Consider the following 23,856-nt stretch of genomic DNA (forward strand, 5'->3'; position numbering starts at 1 on the left):
GGGCACGAAGGTGCCCTTACGACGCCCAAATCAAGCTCGGTATATGGCTTGGCATTGCCAATGAAATGTTTGTTGCTGATGTGGCGCAAGCTCTAATAACCCGAGTTGATTATTAAAGGCATCAGCAGGGCATGTCATGGGTTCAATCGCAATAGAGGCTTCGCTATTTGGTGTATAGAGCTGAAGATAAGGATAGCGAGGATCTTGTTGATAAAGCAGTACGGCAGAGTGATCGTTTCGATGGAAAGTTAATGGAATCGGTTGATGGCTATCGAATGAAAAACAGTGATTTAAAGCGACATTCTTGAGAGACGCCCCATGAGCAAATTGGCAGTAAGGTTGAAACTCTCCATTGGGAAGATCGTTAACATGCTTTACCTCATTGCACGCTGGCATGGTTAGAGTGCACTGAGCCAGAGAAACACCCAATGAAAAGTAAGGATGCCAAGCATCACCAAAAGGTAAGGATGATTGCCCTTGGTTTTTAATAGTCGTTGTGCAGCTTAATAAACCATTGGCCGTGATATGGAACCTTATATCTAACTGAAAGGCAAAGGGATATCCCGGGTGCAGACAAGGGGTAGTGAAACGAAGTGTGATTTCAGCATCTTGCTGTGTGGCATTTGAATGTATCAGTGTAAAGGGTTGATTGTAGAGTAACCCATGCACGGCATGTTCAGACCAAGGGAAGTTAGCGGGTAATTGATAATGAACCCCCGCGTAATGATAGTGGCCTTGATTGAGGCGATTGGGAAAAGGAAAGAGTTTAGCACTGCGTGAATAATAGGGATGAAAATTAAGTAATTCATCACTATTTTGATAACCAGATATAAATGAGAATGGACTATGATTTACTGTGAATTTATTCACTATTGCGCCAAACCCATTAATTATATGCAGTTCTATACCATAAATTGGATTGGTTATTATGATGTTGTCAAACAATCCAAATTTTCCTTTTTTAATTTTAAACATTGTTAGTATCTCCATTTTTTCTAGATAGTAACAAGTGAAATTAATTATTCAATATTGGATTTTGATTATGATAAATAAAATTCCCTATACAAGTTATTATGGTTTAGCCAGTGAACTGTGTAGCCAAGGAGAAGCGGCTGAATTCATTCAACCTTGGTATACCCCTATATCAACAACGCCTAATAATACAGGTATGGCCGTCGGGGGGATCGGTTCTACATTTACGCTAACTCCAAAAGGGGAAACTCCCAATTTTAGCTTTATTCCTGGTATTTATATTGACTGCTCAGAACAAGATATTAATTTTAACGATTTTTATATCTCGGTTATGGATGAGTTAGAGCTTGAGCATCTTAGTATTCATAACCTAATCGAATTAGAGCGGTTTCTTAGTTTTTATCCTGTCACATTTGATGGTGTTAGATTACGTATTGATGATGAAGAAAAAACACTAGAAAGAATTAAGTCAGGATTGAAGAATTTGAACTTCTATATTGACAATCAAGCTGAATTTGAACGCTGGAATATAGAATTTACTGAGAAAACACAACGATTGATTCATGAGAACCCTCGCTCTCTTAACACTCAACTGTGGGTCGCCATCGATTTCTTTAGTGGGCGGCTTATCAATAATTCAGCAAAGGCTTCATCACTAACGACTCAATCATTGGGAGCCATTGAGGCCTTGAGCGCCGAAGAGATTCACTACCAAGCCTTATACCCAACAGCACTGTATGACTATCAACATTTTGATGAGATACGAGTTGAGCGAAAAGTCGTTTCTCCTATTGTTAAAGGAGATAAAAAACTGTGTTCTTTGCCTTTGCATTGGAACCAGTTTGCATTTGAAAATCGCTCTACGAAAACTCAGTTAATCACCTTAGCCCAGCCTTTCGAAAACCTGATTGGCTCGACGTATCAAAAGCATCGTCAAGGCGTTCAGGATTCCGCTTGTTCCTTAGTGCGCAATACGATAAAGCAGCAACACAATCTAAAACAAATAAAGAGTAATGATGCTCAGTTTGTGGGGGTGAGCTTACGGAGTGATTCGCCTTATTCTTCTGATATTGAAGGGGAGGTGTTGTATGGCATTGTTGTGAAAAAAGAAGACTTACAAGCCGGTAGAGCCACCATCACGGTTAAACCTTCTTTGTATAAAGAGAAACTAGAGCAAGAGCTACTTTCGGCCTTAAATACGGGGCGAACCAATACTCATTTTGATGCAGGCACTTATAGTGGGCGAGAGCCTTTAACTTCTTTGGTGGTAGTTCAAATTGAATTACAACCCGGAGAATCACTAGACTTACGTTTTTTACAAGTGATGGATCACAGTAAAATCTGGCTGGATGATTGGTGGTCAGAAAAAGCCTATAGCCAGTTTTTTGCTGAGGCTCATCGAGCGACCAGCATAGTAGAATCGATCCTGCCTCAACTTGAAATGATTGAAGATAAAATAACTCAGCAGCAAGTCGATTTTTTAGATTCAGCGAATCAGCAGTTTAGTGACAAATCATGTGCCCAGCACTTTGCTACGATGGCGATGAATACTCTCTCTTTTCTTGCTGAATCGACGGTTTGGGATCGAGACGATCGTTTTTTAGTCAAAGAGTGTGTGGATTACCCTTTCTTCAACTCTTTAGATGTCTATTTTTATGGGTCATTTGCCATTCTTTACCTATTGCCTGAGCTTGATGGGCAGGTGATGCAAGCTTTTTCTCAGGCGATTTTGTCTTCCGACAATACCCCTCGGCGTTATTGGGAATATGCGGATAAGCCTTTTGCAGACCTGATGGATAAAAAATATGCGGGAGTTCGAGCCGTGTATGGTGCCGTGATCCATGACTTAGGGAGCCCCTTTGATATTAATCCAGATGCGTATAATTGGCACAATGTCAAAGAGTGGAAAGATCTTGCGCCTAAATTTGTTTTAATGGTTTACCGACATTATCAACACACAGGCAATAAACATGTTGTTGAGGTTTGCTGGTCTGCGGTGAAAGAAAGCCTCCATTATTTATCCTCTTTGATTGAAGAAGGGGATACTTTGCCTTTAGTTCATGGAACCGATGATACGTTTGATAATCTCGCCTCTCATGGCATTGCCATTTATTGTGCGAGTTTATGGGTTGCCGCTCTCCAAGTTGCTGGACAGTTAGCTGATATCATGGGAGAAAATGCCCTATCTACTGAATATCAACAGCGAGCAAGAGCAGCTTTAACTACCTTAGAGAAACATCTTTGGGATGAGCAGCAAGGGTACTACCATTTTTATGCGACACCGATTCAAGCTAACCATCTCACGGGAACGGATTTTCAACCATTAAAGCAGTTAGGGCTTTCTTTGTCGGGAGAGAAAGTCGCTGATAAGCAGTTATTGAATGACTATCTCAATGTTATCGATGAAAAAAGTACCTTGTCAAAATTCGAGCAGAGATTGGAAAAGAAACAGCGCTTATTAGCAACCGCACCATTAGCTTTTAGCCGTGAATATCAGGTGATGGTACTCGATTCTGATAATAGTTTTGGTGATGCTTTAGTGGCGGATACTTACTTAAAACTTATGGGGTTAAAGGGGCTATTTTCTGCTGAGCGAGTCAGTAGAACGTTAGACTTTATCTATCAAATCAATTTCTTAAACAATAGCCCACATCTTGGGGTTGCCAATATGACGCTGGCCGATGGGGCTCCCCATGATGCTTTTCAGGCACAAGATGTTTGGGGTGGCGTGCAATTTAGTGTTGCGAGTGCTTTAAAATTGGCAGGTAAACAACAGCAAGCTGAGCGCTTACTCAATACGGTCTATGACACGCTTTATCATTCTGCCAAAATTCCTTTTGCTGCTCCGGAAGGATTTAATGGCTCTGCCCAAGTAACAGAACGTGATTTACAGGCTCTGTTATCACTAAATGATGAGGCGGCAAAAACATGTTTACATGCGTTAAAAGCGGCCAATGCCCTGAGAGAAGATGGACGTGTTAATCCAGATCTACGTTTTACTAAAAAAGTATTTATCAGTAATTTTATTAATGATGAGTTAGATAACCTTTTGATTGAAAAGCTATATCAGTGGTTAATCCAAAATAGTATGAAGTACACTGCAGGGCGCTATTTTAGGCCAGGAATGATTTTTTCTTATCTTTATTGTTAATTTTAATAGCATAAGAGGTTGATTTTTATCAGCCCTTTTTTCTTCACTAATTCACAGTGTTATGCTAGAAGAATTAATCGATATCAACGTGATTAATGCATTAGGTCGTTATATGGATAAAACGAATAAAAATAAAGCGCCTACCGCTTACGAAGTGGCTAAGCTTGCCAATGTTTCCCCCAGTACGGTTTCTCGCTATTTTAACCGAACGTCCTATGTCTCCCATGATAAAACGGAAAAGATAGAGGATGCTATCCGCTCACTAGGATATAAACCACAAGTTTATGTTGATAAATTAGCCAAAACACGTTCAATGACGATTGGTGTTCTGGTTCAAAACCCTGATAGCCCCTATACCAGTAGTATCTTAATTGATATGGAAAAGGTGCTCGCTGAGCATGGTTATTCTTTATTAATGTCGGTTAATAGCTGGCAAGCAAGATTAGTATCCTATTCTTTGGACTATTTGCTCAAGAGCGATGTGGATGCCATCATTATTATTTCGGGGAATGTGGATAAAAAACTGATTTTTAAATGTGCAGAGAAAATACCGATTGTTGCTGTTGGGTATAATATTGTTGGTGATAATATACAATCAATCGCACTGGATAATACTATGGGCGGGTATCTTGCAACATTACACTTAATTCAGTTAGGGCATGTAAATATTGCGCATTTAAAAGGGTTGCCAAATCATGAGGATGCTATTTCTCGTTTTCATGGTTATCAAAAAGCCCTTTCTGAAGCGGGGATCGTATTCAAGAAAAAACTTGTATTAGAAGGTGACTTTAGTATCAAGACGGGTTATGAGAGAACGGTAGAGCTCATTCAATCTCAAGTCTATTTTTCGGCCATATTTGCGGCAAATGATCTCACTGCCTATGGCGCAATAAAAGCATTACATGACCATGGGTATAAAGTACCTGAAGATATTTCGGTAATTGGTTTTGATGATCTCCCTACATCTACTTATTTTACTCCGTCATTGACTACATTACGGCAGCCTCTTGATGAAATAGGGGCCATTAGTGCTCAATGTATTTTAAAATTGCTATGCGGAGAAGTCGAAATGGTTCGGCTTCCTCCTATTAGTTTAATTGCGAGAGAATCCACAAAATCTCGTTATCGATAATGATAATAAAGCCGAAAATAGATTCTATTTTCGGCTTGTTTTACTTAATGTTATTTAACTATTGAACGGTTTCATCTAAGAAGCTAACAGCCCAAAAGAAGGGAGCGTTCCAGTTGATGGTAATTTCATTGAGTGTCCATGCTCCAATATCATCTTTCCAGCAAGTTTGTCCAATGCATTTTCCTTTCATTGATGAGGCAACTGGGTCACTGAAGTTGATAGAGTTCGGGCCTCCTGACATCACACCGGGAGCCACCAATGGCGACTCACTATCAACGGGATGTGCCCAGAAACGGTGATGAGGGTTAAGTAGTGGACGGCTTCCATAACCAGAAACATAAGATTGATCGAGGGGGTTACGTCCTAAAATATAGTCCATAGCATCAATGATACCTTGTACATATTTAGGGTTCTTTGTGAAATCATAAGCAACGCCTAAGAAGATACTGCGATTCATTAAATTGGAATTTGAACCCCATGGGTATTCTTCTGTTGTGTAGGGAATGCGATAACCTTCGTTTGCTATAGACTGATAATAGTTATCCGCAGTTTGAATAATATTGGCTCGTGCTTTTTCTATCTCTTTGGCTGGTAACTTATTGGGAACAATAGCAAGCGTTAATGTTCCAGCTCCGCTCACACCTTGCCAGTACACATCTCCTGTCGCATTAATATCGCCTTTCGGTGTTGCTAAATAGTAAGGTGAAGCTTGAATCACTTGCTTGTATTCTTCTTTTCCTGTCGTGGTAAATAATTCAGCGGCTGCCCAGTAAAACTCATCATCCAGCTCGGTATCATCATATGGGCCGGATCCGACAAAGTTATCATATGCATAAATATTGTTATGTTGATTCGCGGCTTTCCATGCTTTTTCTGCAGAGGTTAAACAACGCTGAGCATAACTGGGGTCCAATTCCTTCCAAACCCTTGCACATTGAGCGGCCGTTGCTGCTAAGTTCAGTGTTGCGGCGGTTGTTGGGTAGCTTAAAAATCGATCACGAGGGTCTTTGTGCGGAGGTAAAGGCATTCCTGTCCAAGCATCATCTGCAACTTTATGGAAAGCCATTCCACTTGCATCAATTTGAGTCAGATTTAAGTTATCTAATTGATTGGATTGATCCCCCTCAGGTACCCAAATATGGTTATTTTCAGGGACTTGCATGGCCATCAAAAAGTCCATCATCCAACGAGCTTCATCAAGTAAATCATTGAATTGATTTTTATTTTCTGGGATGGCTACTTTGCCATCCGCAAATGCACTTGAACGATTTGAGTTTGCTTGCTTCTCTCTTTCGTAATAGTTGGTAAGTGTCCATACGGAGATCCCACCATTGACAACATATTTTCCATGATCTCCCGCGTCATACCAGCCACCAGTCACATCTAAAGTGAGCTCGCACCCAGGCCATGAATTCCCTTTCGCATCAGTTTGATTAAAGCAGGTAACTATTTCTGGTTGATGCCCCGCGGGTCGGGCTAGGTCGGCTCTTTGCACATATTCAGGAAGAATATCAATGCCACTTCGTTGCTGATAGAAGAAAGAAAGAGCGTCATATTTCATTTTGCTATAAATAGTATCATTAATCGCAAATGGATGACTTCGATTGCCTTCTACTTCCAGAGTGGCTTTCGTCATTGGTGTTTTGACATGGCTAAAATCAATGAGTTGGACATTCTCACCGGATGATTTATTCAAACCAAATGGAATAGTTTGACCTTCAGCCACTATGTTCTGGTTGGTATCGAATAGCTTCCAACCTACAGGCGATACTGCTTGGGTCGCTACTGTTGCATGTTTCGTGGCATTGATAAAGTAGCCGACTTGATTAACCCGGATGGTTGCGAGATTGGCATCTTTTATATATTCAGGGCCGGATAAAATAATATCTTTTACACATACCGTTGTTGGAGCTTCGGTTCCCATTTGAAACTGTAATTGAACGTTATCATCATTATTTGAAGGCTTAAATGAAAACTGAAATGGTTTAAGTTCTTGATTAAGAGAAATATCCTTGATCAAATGGTTTGTGTAAGGCGCTCCATTATGCTGAACGAGAGTTTTGACGTTTGTTGGCTGGTGTGCAAGCGCATGAAATTGTAGATGGTAGTCTTCCCCTTTTTTTACTGCAAGGCCCGATTGTCCGAGGATCACATCCCATGAATTGTTACCCTTTTCGGTAAAGGTTATACAACCCATTTCATCCGTATACTGTACTGTAGCTCCGGCTGCCCACCATCCGTCTGTTCCTTGTGAAAAGTTGCCATTGGTGAGTAAATTTTCTTGATATTTATTGGCATGACTAGGCGTTACCGAGTTTCCTGTACAACCACTGAGTCCAATAAAACCACAACTAAAAATAGCAACAATGCTTAACCGTTTTTTATTCATTTTAACCTCTTGAATTTACAAATATATAGATAGATTTTTTTTGTAATGATTGTCGCTCCCTGAAAATGAAAGGTTGCGAATTTATTTGAAATTGTATGAATAGAACATTTTGATAAAACGATATGTTGATTCGTAATGCAAGCGGTATTTTATAAAATGTGAAGGTGATTACTATTTATATTATTGGCATGAAATTGATTTTTTAAATGAATGTTGATTCCAAGAAATTATTTCATGGTGATTATGGAAGTGTGATTGAATTCTTTTTTTCATTTTTTTGCAATTAATTAAAAAATGCTTTCTAGGTATGGATATAGACAAAATTTTATAAATGTCATTAAAGTTTATTCATGAAGCCAATGGGGAAACAAAGAGATTTTGATGTTCATACTTTGTTATTGAGAACGTTCAACGTATACGCAGGGTATACATTATTCAGGATAAGAGGTTAAGAATGGTCACTACTCTTCGGTTCAGTTTTTATGCCACATTACTCAATATTTTGTTTGTTTCTTCCAGTTTTGCTTTGGATTGGAGTGGAATGAACTGGCTTGTTTCTGATGGATGGAAAAACGAAGGTAATGAATTTGATTGTTCATGGCAATCTCAAAATGTTTGGCAAGAAGCTAACTTATTAATTATGCATGCTAAATCAGAGGTTTATGGTAAGAGTTGTTCTGAAATTCGATCTCATCAATACGTTCGACAAGGACGCTATGAGGTTGAAATGCAGGCTGCGGCAGTGCCTGGAACCATTAGCTCATTTTTTACTTATACAGGAGAGGCCAGTTCAGACAGCCATTATGAAGTTGATATTGAATTGCTGGGTGGAACGAATTTATTACATACGAATATATGGATAAAAGGCCAGCAGTTTCCGCTAGATATCGATTTAGGTCAATATGGAATGTCGATTTGGAGTATGGAGAAATATGCATTTTCAATCGATGAATATGGTGTGACATGGGAAGTATTTAGTCGATACCATAATCGTTGGGTACAGGTAAGACGAGTCAATAAAAATGTGGTTAGTTATATGCAGTTATTTATTAATAATTGGATAAGCGCTAATCCTCACTTTCCACCAAGTAATTATAATGGCCATCCTGCTTATGCTAAATATCGAATGGTTCGGTTTATTCCTTATGAATAGTATTGTTAATGTTTTATTAGAAAATGAGAGTGTCAAACTATTATGAAACGAATAAATAAAATATCTATTGTTATCTCTTTGCTACCGATAATAATCGCAGGGTGTAATTTTGATAAAGAGATAAAACAGCTTGATACAAGAGCAGATCTTGGTGTGAATCAAGCACCTCCTTTAGAAGAGGGAAACCTAGCATTATATTACTCCGGCGATAGCATTCAGGCACAAGATTATACGTCATCTTACCCCATTAATTCTTTTGACTTTGTTGTCGAAGAAGTGGATCAAGTGGTGAACGTATTTTCTTCTGGTAATGGAGGGGTTTTTCTTGGAAATGATGATTCAGATAAAGATTTTTCTGAGTATAAAGATGATCTTATAACTCTAGATTTAAAAGTAAAAAGTTATGGGGAGACCGATGGTATTCAAGTTCGCATGGACGGTAAAACTGAAGATTTTGGCCTGTTTTTTAAAGTAGATAATCATATATTACCAGCAGAAAATGAATGGTATCGCTGTCAATTTCCTATCCAATCATTAATTCCTATCAAAAATTTAAATTTTGTTAAAAAGGCATTATATCTATCTGGGCCATGGGATAGTATGAATAAATTGGAATTTTCATTCTCTAATGTGGCTATAAAAAAGGAAGGTGATAACTATACCCCTACATCTCCTTGTATTAAGTTGTAAATATTAATCGTTTTTTACAGGAAGTAATAATAAATAATACCAATAACTTTAAATTCATAAAGTTAGTCGATGCTGCCTGTTCATTATACTAGTGTGGTTGGTTTATTAATTAATAAACAACCTTGCTGCTATATAAAATAACTTTCCAATAATAGGGACAAAAAATGAAAGCAATAAAATTAATTCCTGCTTGTATTGCAATGAGTACTCCTCTTTTTTCTACCACCACTCTTGCTGCAAATATAGAAGGGTTCAATTTTACAGGATATGCTCGATATGGTGCAGCATTTCAAAGCAGTGATGAAAAAAATGTAAATACAGCAGGGGCATTAAATGGAAATGCGACTGGGCGTTTAGGTAATGAGAATAATGGTGGAGAATTCAGTTTTTCGAGAACATTTACCAGTGATCAAGGGGCTAAATGGGATGTTGTGGCGATGTTTGATCATTATTCTGATGAGTCTTGGGCAACGAATGGCGGAGTTAAGCTGAAAAAAGCTTATGCAAGTGTGACAAATTTTCTTTCTTCTCAACCAGAACTGCGTGTTTGGGCTGGGCGAGATTTCCATCAACGGCCACAAACGGATCTGAATGACTATTTCTGGATGACCCATGATGGTCAAGGTGGCGGATTTTATAACCTTGATCTAGGTGGGGTTAAACTTGACCTGAGTGGTATCGCTCAAGTTCAAGGTGATATGGTTGGAGATAATGGTAAATATGCGATTACCTCTAAATTGCATGGTATGACATTATTTGATAAAGCTAATCTTTCTTTGTATGCCAACTATGGTTTTGCTTCAGATAAGGCTAAAGAGCAATCGTATTATGATACGGATGCTTATCAGGTTGCAGCTGAACTTTCTATGAGTGGACACCAATTATTGTTCCGTTATGCAAATAATTCAAAAGACAGTGTCTTTGATTTAGTTGAAGATCAAGAAGCTTGGTTAGTAAGTTTTAATGGTGCTAAAAACTTTTCTGAGAAAGCAGGTATACAATATTTAGCGGCATATCAATTTTTAGATGTCGCTGACCACAATGATCGAGCTAACTATAATGTCATTATTCGTCCAACTTATGCATGGGATAGTATTAATTCAACTTGGTTAGAGGCGGGATATAGCCTTGTTGATTATAAAGATGTTGATGCAAAAAACAGTTCATGGAAAGTGACACTTTCACAGAATATTGCAATTGGTTCACAGACGTGGGCTCGTCCAATGTTACGCTTTTATGCCACAGCTGGTAGCGCAGATAATGAATATGTTGGTTTTGATTCTTCAACCGGTGAAATGCAATCAAATCGATTAGATACTCTTACATTTGGAGCGATGTTCGAAGCTTGGTGGTAATCTTTACTATATAGTTTAAGAGATGTTTTTATCCTTTTAATCGTTAAAAATAATAAAATCAACCTTGTTTCTTTATTAAGAAGTGAGGTTGATTTTTTGATAATAATAAATTTTTCTATTTATTACCAGTGAGGCTGATAAAGGTAATCTTATGGTTTTTCGTAAAATTATTTTGCGTTGTGTGGTAATGCTTAATATTATTTTAACTGTTGCTTGTGGTTCTGGCTATTCTGAAAATAAGGATTCCATCACTTTAGATAGCCAATATTACAAGGATATCTATCACTGGAATATGAGTAAAGGACTTAGTTTTAGTCTATTTGGTCGTGGAATTAATATGGGAAATTTTCTTGAGTCCCCGACTTATGAGGGGGAGTGGAATAATGGTCTCACTATTCAAGCTAATGATTTTAAAAACATAAGCCAATCAGGTTTTGCTAGCGTCAGAATTCCTGTTCGCTGGAATGCACATACTTTATTAAATGATCCTTACACGATTGAAGAGGCTTTCATGGATCGAGTTCAAGAAATCGTTGATCAAGCGATTCAAGAAGATTTAAAAGTCATTATTAACGCACATCATTTTGATGAATTATTTTACGATAATAAAAATTTTGAGTTTCATCGTTTACGCCTGTTGAAATTTTGGGATCAAATATCTAAACATTTTCCTCTCAGTCAATATGATGAAGAACAACTGGTTTTCGAACTCCTTAATGAACCTCATGAAAACGTTAGTGTTACTGAATGGAACCATTTAGTTTCTGAATTGACGGATCTACTATGGAATAAAAATGCGAATACACAAAACAATTCGTTAGGACAACGGAAAATAATGATAGGGACCGCTGATTGGGGAGGGCCATCTAAGTTACCTGAATTAGTTTTACCCAACAGTGTCAATACGCGAAATACCATTATTACAGTACATTTTTATGAACCATTTAAATTTACTCATCAGGGCGCATCATGGGTTGATGGTGCTAAAGCATGGATTGGTACGCGCTGGGTTGGTTCAGAGTCAGAGCAACAAGTCTTATTTGATTATTTGGATGCTGTTGAGGCGTGGAATACTCAGATTGGTCATGGGTTTGAAATTAATATCGGTGAGTTTGGTGTATACAGTAAGCATTCTAGCCCAGAAGATCAGCGTGCATGGACAGCCTTTATTGCAAGAGAAGCTGAAAAACGAGGGTTTAGCTGGCATTATTGGGAATACAGTTCCGGTTTTGGCGCTTATGATCCCTATGCAGAAAAATGGAGAACGGCATTGCTTGAAGGGCTTATACCTGAAAGCACAGACCACTAGAGTAAAGCGTTACCCATCATCTGGCGTGATTGCCATTTAGTGTCATAGATTTTTGGTTATTACAGGCAAGAAAAAGACGTCCTGAGACGTCCCGTTACTAGTGATTGGTGGGCTGGCGTAAGTTGATCTTGTTTGTTAATTGGTTGAATTATATATATTTGTTTTAACTTGATTTTGTTTTTGGTTCCTAAGATGGTTCCTAAAAACAAAAGCTTGTCTATTTTCAGTGTTCATACTGGTCATATTGCAGATCTTGAATCGATACTGGTAAAAAGCTAGCCAAAGCACACAATATTGATTAATCTGATCTCATAATCGTTAGTTTTTGAGATGAAAGTGATGTCAGGTAAGTATTTGTCCCCACCAGCATGCCCATTCAGCACAATCGGTGACGTATTGTTCGAGATTGGCAGTCAGGGGTTTGATCCTAATGACTATAAAGATTATGTCGTCCCATTTACTGACGAGTACCACTCATTCAACGAGTTTAGGCGCAGGGTTAAGTCGGGCTTAGACGTCAAATATTGCTGGTGGCTAACTCGCCTGTCTCGGGATAGTACCTTAATCGATCTTACGCCCTTAGAAGATAAACTTTTGCCTCCAGACTTGCCTGAGCAAATAATCCAAGCTCTGTTGAACTCCCCTGAATATATACAATATTGCAGATTTAATAATTTGCATGAATTTGGTCGTGTGCTGTCGCAAATCGATCGCTACACCACGCACAGTGCTATGCTGGGTATCTTAGAGCAAATTGGTGAACGGGAGCATTTTGAGCACTTAGCAAATAATCTAGTGGATGATGAGGCGATATCGAGTAGTCAATTAGAAGGAGCTGCTACGACGACCATCCTTGCGAAAGAGATGATCCGAAAAAAAAGAAAGCCTCGCACTGACGATGAGCGGATGATTTTTGGTAACTTCGATCTAATGAAAAGTGCATGGGAGCTTAGGGATGAGCCGTTTAGCGTGGAACTAATCAGAAACTTGCATAGCGCCGGTACGAAAACATTAGAGCAAGAAAAATACACGTCAGGCGCATTCAGAACGACGGATGATGTTGCGGTTGTCGATGCGGAAGGTGAGATTGTCCATCAGCCCCCCAAACACGATACCATTGAGAGACTACTTACTCGCGTCGTTAAGTGGCTTAATTCCAATGACAGTGGTGTTCATCCGGTTATCCAAGCTATCACACTTCATTTTGTTATTGGTTATGTGCACCCGTTTCGAGATGGTAACGGAAGAGTCGCTAGGGTTCTATTCTACTGGTATATGTTTAAATCCGGCTATACCGGCTTCAGATATATTGCGATATCAGCATTGCTCAAGAAAGCGCCAGTTCAATATGGTATTAGCTATTTAGATACGGAGCACGATAACTTAGATCTGACTTACTTCATTAAATATCAGCTAAAGGTGATCAGCCGCGCTATTGATGAATTTGTTGCAGTTTATGAACGAGCGGCACAACGAATGTTGGAGCTAGAAGAGCGTTATTCAGGCTTAGAAGATATCGAGAGAAAGATCATCGGGTTTGTGTCTGGTGAGCCTCGTTACCGTAAAAAGCCAACGGTAACAGCGAGGGAAGTCGAGAATTTGATAGGTATTAGCTACAACAGCGCGAAGAAAAAACTTGACGATATGGTTACAGCAGGAATACTAAAATCTGCAAAAATTGGTAAATCCACAGAATATTTCTTAGCGTGAAAATTGAAATTTGAACAAGGCACCGTGTTCGTTAGTTGTAAGGAGAGCTGCCTTGCTGCCGCAGCGACTCCCACTTTCTCTGCTAGCTTCAGAGCTTCGGCTTTAAATTCAGGGGAATGGATAATACGTTTCTTTTTATTTGTCAGGCTTTGTTGCGTAATAGTGATTTCACGCAGAATTGTTACCTACATTTAGAATAAAATTCTTAGGTCACTTCATCTATCTACCAAGTCATAAGGTTTTAGTGGGCTTATCCTCTCTTGAGGAATGACTGGTGAAGTGGATTATTCTTTTACGCAACAAAGCCTATTTGTCATGGTTCACCTCGTTAGTAATTGTACCCACTTAACTCATTGTCCAAAACTGGTGGTGCGGATCATTTGGTAACAGGTGTCGTCTACTCGACAGAACCGTTTAAGGCAACCTGTTAGATCTAGTCGAGTAGAGGTAACAAAACTAACAGATTGCATTCAGACTATTTCAAGTAAGCAACAAAGTCGGGCTTGCATTAGTACGGCTCATCATTCACATAACTTTTTAATATTTTTCTTTTTTTCTTTTTATTTTCTTTTTCTAACTCTTTTATTTCTTCATATTTATCAGCCAAGTAAATGGTCATCATCGATACGATTTTATTGACAGGTTCATCAAACTCTTTCGATAAATGCTTGAGCTTTTTATCTATTATTCCATCAACAACCAAGTTCAAGGTCTTTTTATTATCCTGTTTTATTTTTTCTCTATATTTTTTTTGCCCCCAAGCTTTTTTCATATTGATTAAGAATAGTTGTTTTTCAGCATTACTTATTTCAAGAGCATGAAATATGGCAGGAATGGTTACATTAAAGTTTCTTTCATCTCTAAATAAACTTGGTATGCGTTTACATTTATTCTCTATAGTTTCATTTTTACTATAATAGTCAATACACCATCTATCCAATCCTTTGTCTTTAGTTTGTAGCCAATTGAATGAGTTTTCTTTTTTGGATTGATTATATTTATTTAACAAGTATTTTAGATAATTTTCTTTATCTATATTTGAGCATTCAATATTATTTAAAAAATCTATAATATCATTAGTGGCTTTTAAAATAGTATAGGTTTGTGATAATGATGAATAACTGTTGAATCTATAAATAGTGTGCATTACTTTTTCTGATTTATTAAATATATATTTTTCATTTACGTTGAAAACATCATTGTTGGAAAGGTGGATATAACAAAATATTGAAAATACTTTATCATTTAAAAGTAGAGAAATGTAATAATTATCAATTAAAGTCATTACGAATTTATCTAGAGTATTATTTATTTCTTTGATGTCATCTTTATGTCTATTTGTAAGTGCAGATAGAATTTTTTCGTTAATATGTTGGTCTTTAATGCTGTAACTATCAATTTCTGAGATGTAATAATGTTTGTGTAACATTGATATAATATGTTGTTTTTTATTATTGTTATAAGATGATATCTTTTTCAAAGTGTCATTTATTTCATTATTCATTTATATTATCTACATGGTTGGTTTTATGTTTGTTTTTAGTGTTGTTTATGTCGACTTATCATAGAGTATACTGGTTTGATTTTATGTGATTCCAAGCTGGTTTTATGGGTTTTTATCAATTTTATTGGCATTAACTTAGAGTGGTAGTAGTTAATGTCTTAGTTTGTTGTCTGTACTGGTTCGAGATTTTCTATTAATAACCAGTTTCTTTGGGGGTGGGATGTCTTATTTTTTCATGAAAACACTATATTACTTTAAAAAGTAACTAGATGTTGTAAAATTAAGTTTTGGTTATAGTTATATTGATCTTATATTTTAATTAACATCACACTCCCTTCCTATACCTAAATAACTAAGAGGTATAGATAATGAAACAAACCAAACATCTTACAACGATTGCTAAATCGACTTACTTGGGAAGAGAATTGTGTAAGGGTAAACGTAATAAAACCTTAGACATGTTTAAAGAGTACTTAGATAGAATTGATGATGTGATGGATAAAGCTATCAGTGACCATCCAAGAACAACAGTTATTCGAGTAGATCTTAAATTTCCTTGTACGATTAAGTATGAAATTGCCCAAGTCATGAAACGCTTTATTAGCTCTCTATCTGCACAAATTAATGCAGACATCAAAAAAAAACGTAAAGAAGGGAAAAGAACTCCCGATTGTAACGTTCGTTATGTGTGGGCAAGAGAAAATAACCTTTCGCTTAATGACCATTATCATGTAGCACTATTCTTTAATAAGGATGTGTATATGTATCTCGGCCGTTTTACGAATACTAATAACCTAGCTTATCGGATTAAAAGAGCATGGTGTAGTGCCCTTGATTTAGATGTTGATGAAGGTGGGGCCTTGGTTCATTTTCCTGATAATAGTAAATATTGGTTGGATCGCCGAGCTAATAACTTTGATGATGTTTTTAACCAAGTATTTAAACGTCTCAGTTATTTCGCAAAAACCGATACCAAAAAGATCGGAGATAGACGAAGAAATTTTGGTTACTCGCTACGATAAATAATCCTATCAAATATCCCAGTTCAAACATTCAGTACCTTCTTTTTTTACCTCAGGTTCTTATCTGTTGAAGAGAAGCAATAACGTGACTCATTAAGTTAAGAAGGTACATGTCATGATTCAATCACATTACACGCTTTATATTGGTGTTTCAGTCAATAAAGATAAAACTCAAGGAGCAGTCGGAGTGGCTATTTACGATGAGGAACATCAATTAGCTGATAGTTATACTGTGCTGGTGGATCGTAACGTTGATAGTACGGAGTTAGAGCTTACTGCTATTGTCGAGGCTTTACGCTACGCATTTGATGACGATGTCATTTATAGCACTAGTGACTTTTGTGTGCGTGGTTATAACGAATGGCTAGATGATTGGAAGAGAAGAGGTTGGCGTAAGTCGGATAAGAAGCCAGTGGCCTACCGTCAGCTTTGGCAGTTAGTGGACGAAGAGCGTAGCAAAAAGTTCGTTGATGTTCGCAAACTGCGCTCGTCTCCAGAATTAGATTTAGCCTATAGATTGGCAAAAGAGGAATTAGAAGAAGAAGCTCATTAACTTTAAAAATTGAAGAGATAGGCTCACCGATAAGGCTGGTGGCCTATTTCTCGATGGTGTTACTTTTTATAGTTAATTTCCAGTTTATCAGCCAAGGGATACTTGGCAATTTCATAGTCAGGGTTCAAGGTTGCCAACTTGTGTGCAGCGATTGAGGCGGCTGAAGCCAGTCCAAAAATGGCCGCAGGACCGGATGCTAATGCGGCGACCATAGTCGCGGAACGTCCAGCGGTATACACACGACATTTCAGTCCCTGACGTTCTATAAGGTCTTCAATTTTCTTCACGGTTTGAGAGAAGTTTTTCACGTTGGTGAGCGTGAATGATTCTCGACGAGAGATGTGCTCTTTCAGAGCGGCTTCGTCAAGGTGGTGTAATACATTGCCTTTACTCATAATTTGTCCTTAGCGCTCTCGTCTGAAAGCATGATAGTGGGTTGACGTTAGAATACGAATGAGTGAGACATAGGTTGTCTCACTGAAATTGATTGATGTGCTTTTGTGATCTCGATTGGACTTTTGAGCCCAGAGCCGATTTCTCATGGATAAATCAGCAGGGATAAGAGTGGTTTTTGTAAATGGGTGTTGCTTTAAGTTGTTGTTATTTAATGATTTTGTTATGCATAAGGAACGACCTAAGCGCTTTGCTTGAATAAGGGGGATCGGCTCCCCCATCTGTTGACTGTATTGGAGTTACTCTCTGTGCTCGGGGCTAAATGTGGCGAAGTTTTGGGTATCTTTACCTTGGGTTTCGAGCTGTGCTTTAAGCCAGTTAAAGACTTCCAGTGTGCCAACCGGACCATCTGTATGGATACGGTCATCGGGGTCAAACGCGGTTTCTATCAATGTCACGCCTGCCAATCTTTGCTTGGCCGTTTCGCGCAATTTTTCCAAATCTCGTGGGCGCACCATATCGACCTTGTTTAAACAAACGACAATCGGTTTGTTTAAGCGGGTAAGCTTATTTAAGATTTGTACATCAATATCAGAAACGCCTCTGGCAAGATCTATGACCATGACAAAGATATCGACGTTGTGCAGATGCTCGTGAGTCAGGCTGTTGACCGACGGGTTAATATCATTGAAGCCCGGAAAGTTGATTAAGTTAATCGCGTAATCTTCATCAAGTGGATAGAGCTCGGCTTCACTGGTCGCGCCAGCAATCGGATCAACATTTTGTGTATCTAACCCAAATACGGCATTAAAGAAGGCATCTTTCCCAACAGAACCATCACCGACTACGCCAATACTAATTCTGTTTAGGACGATCTGCCTTAAGACTGCAATGTGAACCACTGCTGGAATGGTTTTGCGATAGGCTGGACCTGCGAGAGCGCTAGCTGCCCATACTCCACTCGCTGTCCATCCAACAGGACCTAAAAAAGATGATACAGCTCTTGCTATCATTGGACTTGCGGCAAAAGGAAGCCCTTTACCAATAATGGCTTTGCTGAGCCAGTGCGCGACGATGATGGAATATTTATAGACGGCAAATCCGCCATACTTTTTAAGTAGTGCTTGAATGAGCAGTAGAGCGGGGCCTCCAATCGGTACTTCGGCATGTGATAACCCTAAGCTCTCTATGCAGGCTTTTTTCTCAGCGTCACTCATGTGCTCAAAAGCATCCGTGAAGAGCTTTTCTATGATTTTCTGCTCAAGTTCCTCAGTGGTGTATTCTTTCAGTGTGGATGGTGTGTCGCTGATACGCTGCATGACCTCATCCGTTTTGACGAATGTGTAAGTTTGCCATTCATCAGGATGGTCACGTTTGAATCGTTCAAATCCCCTTTCACTGCCCATAAAGCTCGGTTTGCCTTCATCTGGAAACAAATCATCAAGTTCGATTTTTGGCTTTACACCAATTTTTTGGGCTACATCGAGCACGACTGCTCGATAACCGGCGACATCGTCGTCCGTGTCTTTTCCTAAGGCTTCTTTAAGTTTGTTCTTTGCCATTCTTGTCGTGGTGGCAAGGGTATTACTGCCTGCTTTACGTAGGTGCCAAGCAATACGCTGAGCATCTTGCCGTAAGGTATCGGGTTTAAACTTGCATTCATTCTCGCTGATTTTAAGGTATTCCAGAATAGGAAGGACTTCTTCAGGACTATAGGCTAGGGCGCGTTGGAGTACGTCGACTTCACTAAGGGATTGCGGCATAGGGATGCTCCGTTGTATTAGCTATGGGGTTGCCACCAGCTTACGGATGAGTGAGACATATCGTGTCTTGCTTTTTCTGGGAGGAGTGTGTCGGGTGGGACTTGTGAAAGATATCACAAAAAAAGGTGGGAGATGTCCCACCTTGGTCGTTGGCAAGTGGTGATTAATGACCGACTAGATTTAAACAGCTAGACATGTCCATTACAGTGAGGTTGGTTTTATCCAAACCACACGACACGATATAGGTGCCATTCGCGGCAGTGTTGGTTATTATCCATAGCCCAGTCGAGCGATGCTCGGTGTAAATCATGCTGCCATCGTTTAGATATTCCCAAGCCGTACGTATCCAACTGAGCGCGCCATATCCTTCGGTTAAATCAATCTCTGGACTGATAGTGCTGACGCCATCAAAGGCGGTCGGCGCATCAATCAGTTGATTGGTCAGTGCGTAGTTCAAACCATCGACATTGGCGTTATCTCCCGGCTCAAAATCAAACTGAGCGTAAGTGATGTAACGACCGTATTGGTCTTTTGTCATCGCTGTAAGCGGCGTGCCTGAACGATTGGCATCGATATCGAGTGCTTCACATTCTGCCGCATCATTGACACCTCCTTGCGCGTTTATCGCAAACTCATAATAGACTTGCTCAGCCGTATTGCCTTTTTGATTGGCTCGCAGTTGCTTAGTGCAGTGATAGGTTGAACTTGGGTAGCTGTCCCATTTATCTTCATCCATCACCACAAATGTCTCACTGTCATTGTATTGACCAAGTGTGGTATTGGTTTTCAGGTAATGAGTCATGGTGACAACGGTGTCTAAATCATCGCTGACCTGATACACGGTTTCTTGCGCGTATTCAGGGTGACCGACATACTCTTTGCGATACCAAGTATCCGCCACACTGATGTCATCGGAGGCCGGATTACCTAGCCAATACTCTACATACGCAACATGAGCATCGGGGTAAAGGGTTTCAAAGGCGCGAGTTTCTTCATACGCTTTCGCCAGTCCTACGGTGAGCGATTGAGCCAATTGATGCTGAGCGGTATTACCTTGTTTAATGAAGTCCCCATATAAGTCACTGACTGCAATGTTATAGCGGTTTGCTAAACGGTACTCTTGCTTGGCAACGCGCTGTTTGATTTTTCCTTGCAAAGATGAATTGGCGGCCAGTGCTTGGCAGCCGTCTGCCCCAAGTTCACCGAGCTCAGTTTTTATCGCATTCCAAATCACGGTGGTAAATGGCGTCGTGTTCAAAATGTCATTGCTGTAGCTTGATGAAAATTTCGGTGGAAAGGTGAGCTGGTAGGCTTCACTGACCACACCATAGTCGGAATCGTAAGCGCCGACAGGAACATTAATAACAATTGGCGCGTAATCGGCGCAAACACCGTCTACACCTGAAAATTCAAACTGACCATTTTGGTCGGTCAGTGCCGAAGGTTCGTTGTCGTCTAACTGACCATTAAGATTGTAGTCGACGAAGGCGGTAGCTCCTTCGACATAGCCGTCAATAGCTACGCCAGTGAGGTCGGCTTGGCTACCTACTGCATTATTGCTGTCGCTACTGCCGCCTCCGCATGCGGTTAAGCTGGCAGTGACCAATGCTACTAGCACCGTATTCAATGTGAATGATTGCATAATGGTGTCCTTGAATGATGAAAAATAGGAGTAACTCAGCGAACTTATCGCTGAGTGGGAATAACCGTATCGGAGAGTGAGAAGTCACTCGGGTACTCAAAAGTGAAGGTGGATATGTCCGCCTGAATAATGTCGGAGAAGGCGAGTACGTCACGCTCGTGTTTGTGTTCGTACACAAGGTAGAGCATGCCTTTTTCCCAAATCAGGCCGAGTGGGGTGAGGTAGTCTGTCTGGGTGTCATCAATGAGTGTTAAGCGAACCTGACGCTTAGCATTAATGGCTTGGCTGAGCCGCTCGAATACATCAAAGTCGTAATCGTCTTGCTTGGGTAGCGCGAGACGCACCTCAATTTTGGCAGGCTCCATCACATCGCCAATTTGCAGTGGCATAAAGGCCTCGCAAATGCCTTGCTCAAAGTGAGCTGGCAGCAGGCCTTTCACCGATGAAAAGCACAGCCCGAGCAGCATGGTTTCCCATGAAGCAGACGAGACTTTGTTGTGGTATTTACGCTTGTAGGTGTAGCTGTTACGTGCACGTTCAAACCGTTCGACTTGGAAATAGTCGGGGTAGTACATGATGACGTTGAGGTAGCGCTGAATGGTGCGCTTAGTACGATTGACGCCCAGCTCGGATAAGCGAACTCGCAGCTCTTCAGCCGAGATTTCTCGCAATCGCGGAATGTGTGAATAGATTTCAAAGATGAGCTTAAAGTGCTCATCGGTTGAGAGTGTGTAGTCTGAGGGTTGCATGGCATCACCAACTTTCGTCTACCCAGCCACATGCACTGAGCGCAGTGCTTCAGTGAATGTCACGGATAGGGGGTAAACGAAGACTGGTGGCCACACAGTCTTAACGGGTCCTTATTGCAATGAGGCTAGGGTATGGATGAGCGAGACATATCCTGTCTCGCTTAGAGGAGAGGTTGCATATCTGTGATTGAGTTGGCATTTTGCGGCGCATTACTGCATTTCTTGACGGATTTCTTTGAGTAGATAACCGCGCTCGAGCAGTTCACGCACGGCGGCCCAGCGCAGAGCTTGCGTCGATGAGCAAGAGCGGACGAGCTCAAACAAATCATGGTCACTGTGTTCTTTCACTTCATCGCGAGCCTTTTGGTATTGAGCGTGAAGATAGCGACCACCTTTTGTGATGACTTGCAGCAAGAGCACAGACAGCACTCGGCGTAGTGATGGGGGATGCTTGTCCATGGAGTCCCTTTTGATTATTGAGCGGTGATGTTTATCTCATCAAAGGCGTCCATATCGACGTAAGCCAGAAAGTTACTTTCCCATAACTGGTACAGCTCTTTGGCATCAGGGCGGCTTTGCATGGGCAACCAACCTCGATGAGCAACAAAGAACTCACCGACACGAAAATCAAAATCTAAGCTTCGTTCAAGTTCGGGGTAGTAATTTCCGATGTAGGCAAAATCGGTGATGTACTCGATGCTCCAATCGCCGCTGGAGGTGTGACAAATGCCCATCTCAACCGGATGAAAACCGCCTTCATCCGCGCTGTAGCGCTTATCGCGAAAGTTGAACACCAGATAACGACTGGCGGCGAGTATGCCACTGCTGTCATTAACTAACTGCTTGGTGAGTTGCTCACTCAGTAGGGCATGCAGTTTGTCTGAAATCGGTAAGAGGGAAGATGTGAAGGTTAATGAAGACATAGCAAGACCTCCTTAGGTCAGGATGAAGTCGAAAAAGAAAAAGGAAATAAAGAGAAAACAGGCGCGGCGCTAAAACTCACGGACCATGGTTAACTGCACCTCATCAAACACGTTGCGTGAAAGGTGGCGAGCGAAGGCTTTCATCCACACAGTGAGTAGTTCAAGCACATCTGGGTGAGATAAATCGGCGGCCCCCGAATCGGGTTGATAGCACCAACGATTGGCGAGATGGAAATAGAGCTCAGGTTCAACCGCGATACTGCTTTCATTGGGATAGGAAAAGCTGGCAAAGCACACTACCTGCCAATCACTGGATGGTGACTCACGTTTAAACTGCACTTCAATCGGGTGTAATCCTTGTCGGTGTAAGTAATAACTTTTTTGGCGGCAGTTCAGTACGATGCGCTCAGCAGACTCTGAAATGGAGTATCGTTCAATCAACTGCTCTAGTGATCGGTGAAGGTCTCCATCGAGTTCAATGTCGCCATAACGTTGCTCAATCATAACCAGCCCCTTTCAGCAAAAGAGACACTGTCTTTCCCCACCACTATGTGGTCCAGCACTCGTACATCCACCAGCGCTAAAGCGTCTTTCAACCTTTCGGTAATGCGTCTGTCGGCTTGTGACGGTGTTGCATCCCCTGAAGGGTGGTTATGGGCCAATATTACGGCCGCGGCATTGACTTCTAACACCACTTTCACCACTTCACGCGGATAGACACTGGCCGCATCAATGGTGCCGCGGAACAGCTCTTTAAACTCAATCAATCGGTTTTGGTTATCCAATAGCAATAAGGCAAACACCTCACGCTCATAGGCCCCCAGTTTGCAGCGAATGTACTCCTTAGTGGCATCTGGATTGGTGAGCGCGTCACCGCGCACGTAACGGTGAGCAAGTATCTCAGCGGCATGTTCAAGAATTAGGTTTTCTTGATAGCGCTGCTCTTTTGTGTAATCGGTCATATCAGGCTCCGAGTGAGGTTCATTAACGGGATACACGTTAATGACATATACCTGATAATTTTTTGATTAAGCCTTGTCGCATCAAGGCTTAACACATCACCGTCTTTTTTTACGCCAGCGCTTTATCCCATGAGGACCACAGACATAGGAGAACGTCCCATGAGATTTCTAAAGCTAAAAGAAGTAATGGAAAAGACAGCACTAAGCCGTTCAGCGATTTACCGCAAGATGAATGACGGGGAGTTCCCAGAATCGGTGAGTTTGGGTGAGCGAGCGGTGGCTTGGGTGGAAAGTGAAGTTGATGAGTGGATGCAAGAGTTGCTTAAAAATAGGTGAATAGTCGCAAGTAAATCATATTTTCTGATAGGGAGAGTTAGATATTAGCTGTGCTTTTTGAGTATTGAGTCACCAATTGCTTATGAAACATGACAACATCAATGAAGTATGTATAAAAAATGCGGTATTATTTCGATATCAAATTGAA

General features: G+C 40.4%; 21 protein-coding genes. 10 read left to right on the top strand and 11 right to left on the bottom strand.

Annotated elements, in window-relative coordinates; genetic code table 11:
- Positions 1-30 precede the first annotated feature (30 nt).
- Entirely contained in the window at positions 31-975 is a 945-nt protein-coding gene (locus EXA13_RS07325; protein WP_238132588.1) for an aldose 1-epimerase, read from the bottom strand.
- Positions 976-1,042: 67 nt separating this feature from the next.
- Here EXA13_RS07325 and EXA13_RS07330 point away from each other — a divergent pair, with 67 nt between their 5' ends.
- Both EXA13_RS07330 and EXA13_RS07335 read left to right on the top strand, forming a co-directional pair.
- On the top strand, positions 1,043-4,123 hold the full coding sequence (locus EXA13_RS07330; RefSeq protein ID WP_238132589.1) for a GH116 family glycosyl hydrolase: 3,081 nt from the start codon (positions 1,043-1,045) through the stop codon (positions 4,121-4,123).
- A gap of 112 nt (positions 4,124-4,235) precedes the next feature.
- Positions 4,236-5,255, top strand: a complete 1,020-nt coding sequence (locus tag EXA13_RS07335) for a LacI family DNA-binding transcriptional regulator (protein ID WP_238132677.1) — start codon at positions 4,236-4,238, stop codon at positions 5,253-5,255.
- A 58-nt stretch (positions 5,256-5,313) separates the two neighbouring features.
- Here the strand turns inward: EXA13_RS07335 and EXA13_RS07340 are convergent, their stop codons facing one another.
- Positions 5,314-7,644, bottom strand: a complete 2,331-nt coding sequence (locus EXA13_RS07340) for a glycoside hydrolase family 9 protein (RefSeq protein ID WP_238132590.1) — start codon at positions 7,642-7,644, stop codon at positions 5,314-5,316.
- Positions 7,645-8,098: 454 nt separating this feature from the next.
- On the opposite strand from EXA13_RS07340, the gene EXA13_RS07345 reads away from it, so the two are divergent.
- The 5 genes from EXA13_RS07345 to EXA13_RS07365 all read left to right on the top strand — a co-directional run bounded on the left by EXA13_RS07345 (position 8,099) and on the right by EXA13_RS07365 (position 13,861).
- The gene (locus EXA13_RS07345) at positions 8,099-8,797 is read left to right on the top strand and encodes a family 16 glycosylhydrolase (protein ID WP_238132591.1); all 699 of its coding nucleotides are present in this window, start codon (positions 8,099-8,101) and stop codon (positions 8,795-8,797) included.
- Between the two features lie 42 nt (positions 8,798-8,839).
- Positions 8,840-9,487 (top strand): hypothetical protein, encoded by a 648-nt coding sequence (locus EXA13_RS07350; RefSeq protein ID WP_238132592.1) that lies wholly within the window; start codon positions 8,840-8,842, stop codon positions 9,485-9,487.
- A 164-nt stretch (positions 9,488-9,651) separates the two neighbouring features.
- Positions 9,652-10,842 (top strand): carbohydrate porin, encoded by a 1,191-nt coding sequence (locus EXA13_RS07355; protein WP_238132593.1) that lies wholly within the window; start codon positions 9,652-9,654, stop codon positions 10,840-10,842.
- 151 nt (positions 10,843-10,993) lie between these two features.
- Positions 10,994-12,151, top strand: a complete 1,158-nt coding sequence (locus EXA13_RS07360) for a glycoside hydrolase family 5 protein (protein WP_238132594.1) — start codon at positions 10,994-10,996, stop codon at positions 12,149-12,151.
- A gap of 339 nt (positions 12,152-12,490) precedes the next feature.
- Positions 12,491-13,861, top strand: coding sequence for a Fic family protein (locus EXA13_RS07365; protein ID WP_238132595.1), 1,371 nt, complete (start codon positions 12,491-12,493; stop codon positions 13,859-13,861).
- A gap of 508 nt (positions 13,862-14,369) precedes the next feature.
- Here the strand turns inward: EXA13_RS07365 and EXA13_RS07370 are convergent.
- Entirely contained in the window at positions 14,370-15,365 is a 996-nt protein-coding gene (locus tag EXA13_RS07370; RefSeq protein ID WP_238132596.1) for a hypothetical protein, read from the bottom strand.
- Positions 15,366-15,733: 368 nt separating this feature from the next.
- Between EXA13_RS07370 and EXA13_RS07375 the strand changes: the two genes are divergently transcribed.
- Together EXA13_RS07375 and EXA13_RS07380 are read left to right on the top strand one after the other, a co-directional pair.
- Positions 15,734-16,387: an inovirus Gp2 family protein gene (locus EXA13_RS07375; protein WP_238132597.1), complete on the top strand. Its 654-nt coding sequence runs from the start codon at positions 15,734-15,736 to the stop codon at positions 16,385-16,387.
- A 115-nt stretch (positions 16,388-16,502) separates the two neighbouring features.
- Positions 16,503-16,940, top strand: a complete 438-nt coding sequence (locus EXA13_RS07380; protein ID WP_238132598.1) for an RNase H family protein — start codon at positions 16,503-16,505, stop codon at positions 16,938-16,940.
- A gap of 59 nt (positions 16,941-16,999) precedes the next feature.
- Here the strand turns inward: EXA13_RS07380 and EXA13_RS07385 are convergent, their stop codons facing one another.
- The 8 genes from EXA13_RS07385 to radC form a co-directional block, all read right to left on the bottom strand.
- Positions 17,000-17,335, bottom strand: a complete 336-nt coding sequence (locus EXA13_RS07385; RefSeq protein WP_000033623.1) for a hypothetical protein — start codon at positions 17,333-17,335, stop codon at positions 17,000-17,002.
- 297 nt (positions 17,336-17,632) lie between these two features.
- The gene (locus EXA13_RS07390) at positions 17,633-19,096 is read right to left on the bottom strand and encodes a GTPase (protein ID WP_148518045.1); all 1,464 of its coding nucleotides are present in this window, start codon (positions 19,094-19,096) and stop codon (positions 17,633-17,635) included.
- Between the two features lie 163 nt (positions 19,097-19,259).
- Entirely contained in the window at positions 19,260-20,738 is a 1,479-nt protein-coding gene (locus EXA13_RS07395; protein WP_238132599.1) for a hypothetical protein, read from the bottom strand.
- Positions 20,739-20,782: 44 nt separating this feature from the next.
- Entirely contained in the window at positions 20,783-21,487 is a 705-nt protein-coding gene (locus EXA13_RS07400; RefSeq protein ID WP_238132600.1) for a WYL domain-containing protein, read from the bottom strand.
- A 210-nt stretch (positions 21,488-21,697) separates the two neighbouring features.
- Positions 21,698-21,946, bottom strand: coding sequence for a hypothetical protein (locus EXA13_RS07405; RefSeq protein ID WP_238132601.1), 249 nt, complete (start codon positions 21,944-21,946; stop codon positions 21,698-21,700).
- A 14-nt stretch (positions 21,947-21,960) separates the two neighbouring features.
- Entirely contained in the window at positions 21,961-22,410 is a 450-nt protein-coding gene (locus EXA13_RS07410; RefSeq protein ID WP_238132602.1) for a DUF2787 domain-containing protein, read from the bottom strand.
- A gap of 69 nt (positions 22,411-22,479) precedes the next feature.
- Positions 22,480-22,914 (bottom strand): DUF2787 domain-containing protein, encoded by a 435-nt coding sequence (locus tag EXA13_RS07415; protein WP_238132603.1) that lies wholly within the window; start codon positions 22,912-22,914, stop codon positions 22,480-22,482.
- A complete protein-coding gene (gene radC / locus EXA13_RS07420) occupies positions 22,911-23,372 on the bottom strand; it encodes a RadC family protein (RefSeq protein ID WP_238132604.1) in 462 nt (153 codons plus the stop codon). The genes EXA13_RS07415 and radC overlap by 4 nt, the downstream gene beginning before the upstream one ends.
- A gap of 159 nt (positions 23,373-23,531) precedes the next feature.
- On the opposite strand from radC, the gene EXA13_RS07425 reads away from it, so the two are divergent.
- Positions 23,532-23,708, top strand: coding sequence for an AlpA family transcriptional regulator (locus EXA13_RS07425; protein ID WP_222746577.1), 177 nt, complete (start codon positions 23,532-23,534; stop codon positions 23,706-23,708).
- Positions 23,709-23,856 lie beyond the last annotated feature (148 nt).

Origin of the sequence: Vibrio cincinnatiensis (assembly GCF_022113815.1) — a bacterium.
In the GTDB taxonomy this organism is placed as follows: Bacteria; Pseudomonadota; Gammaproteobacteria; order Enterobacterales; family Vibrionaceae; genus Vibrio; species Vibrio cincinnatiensis_A.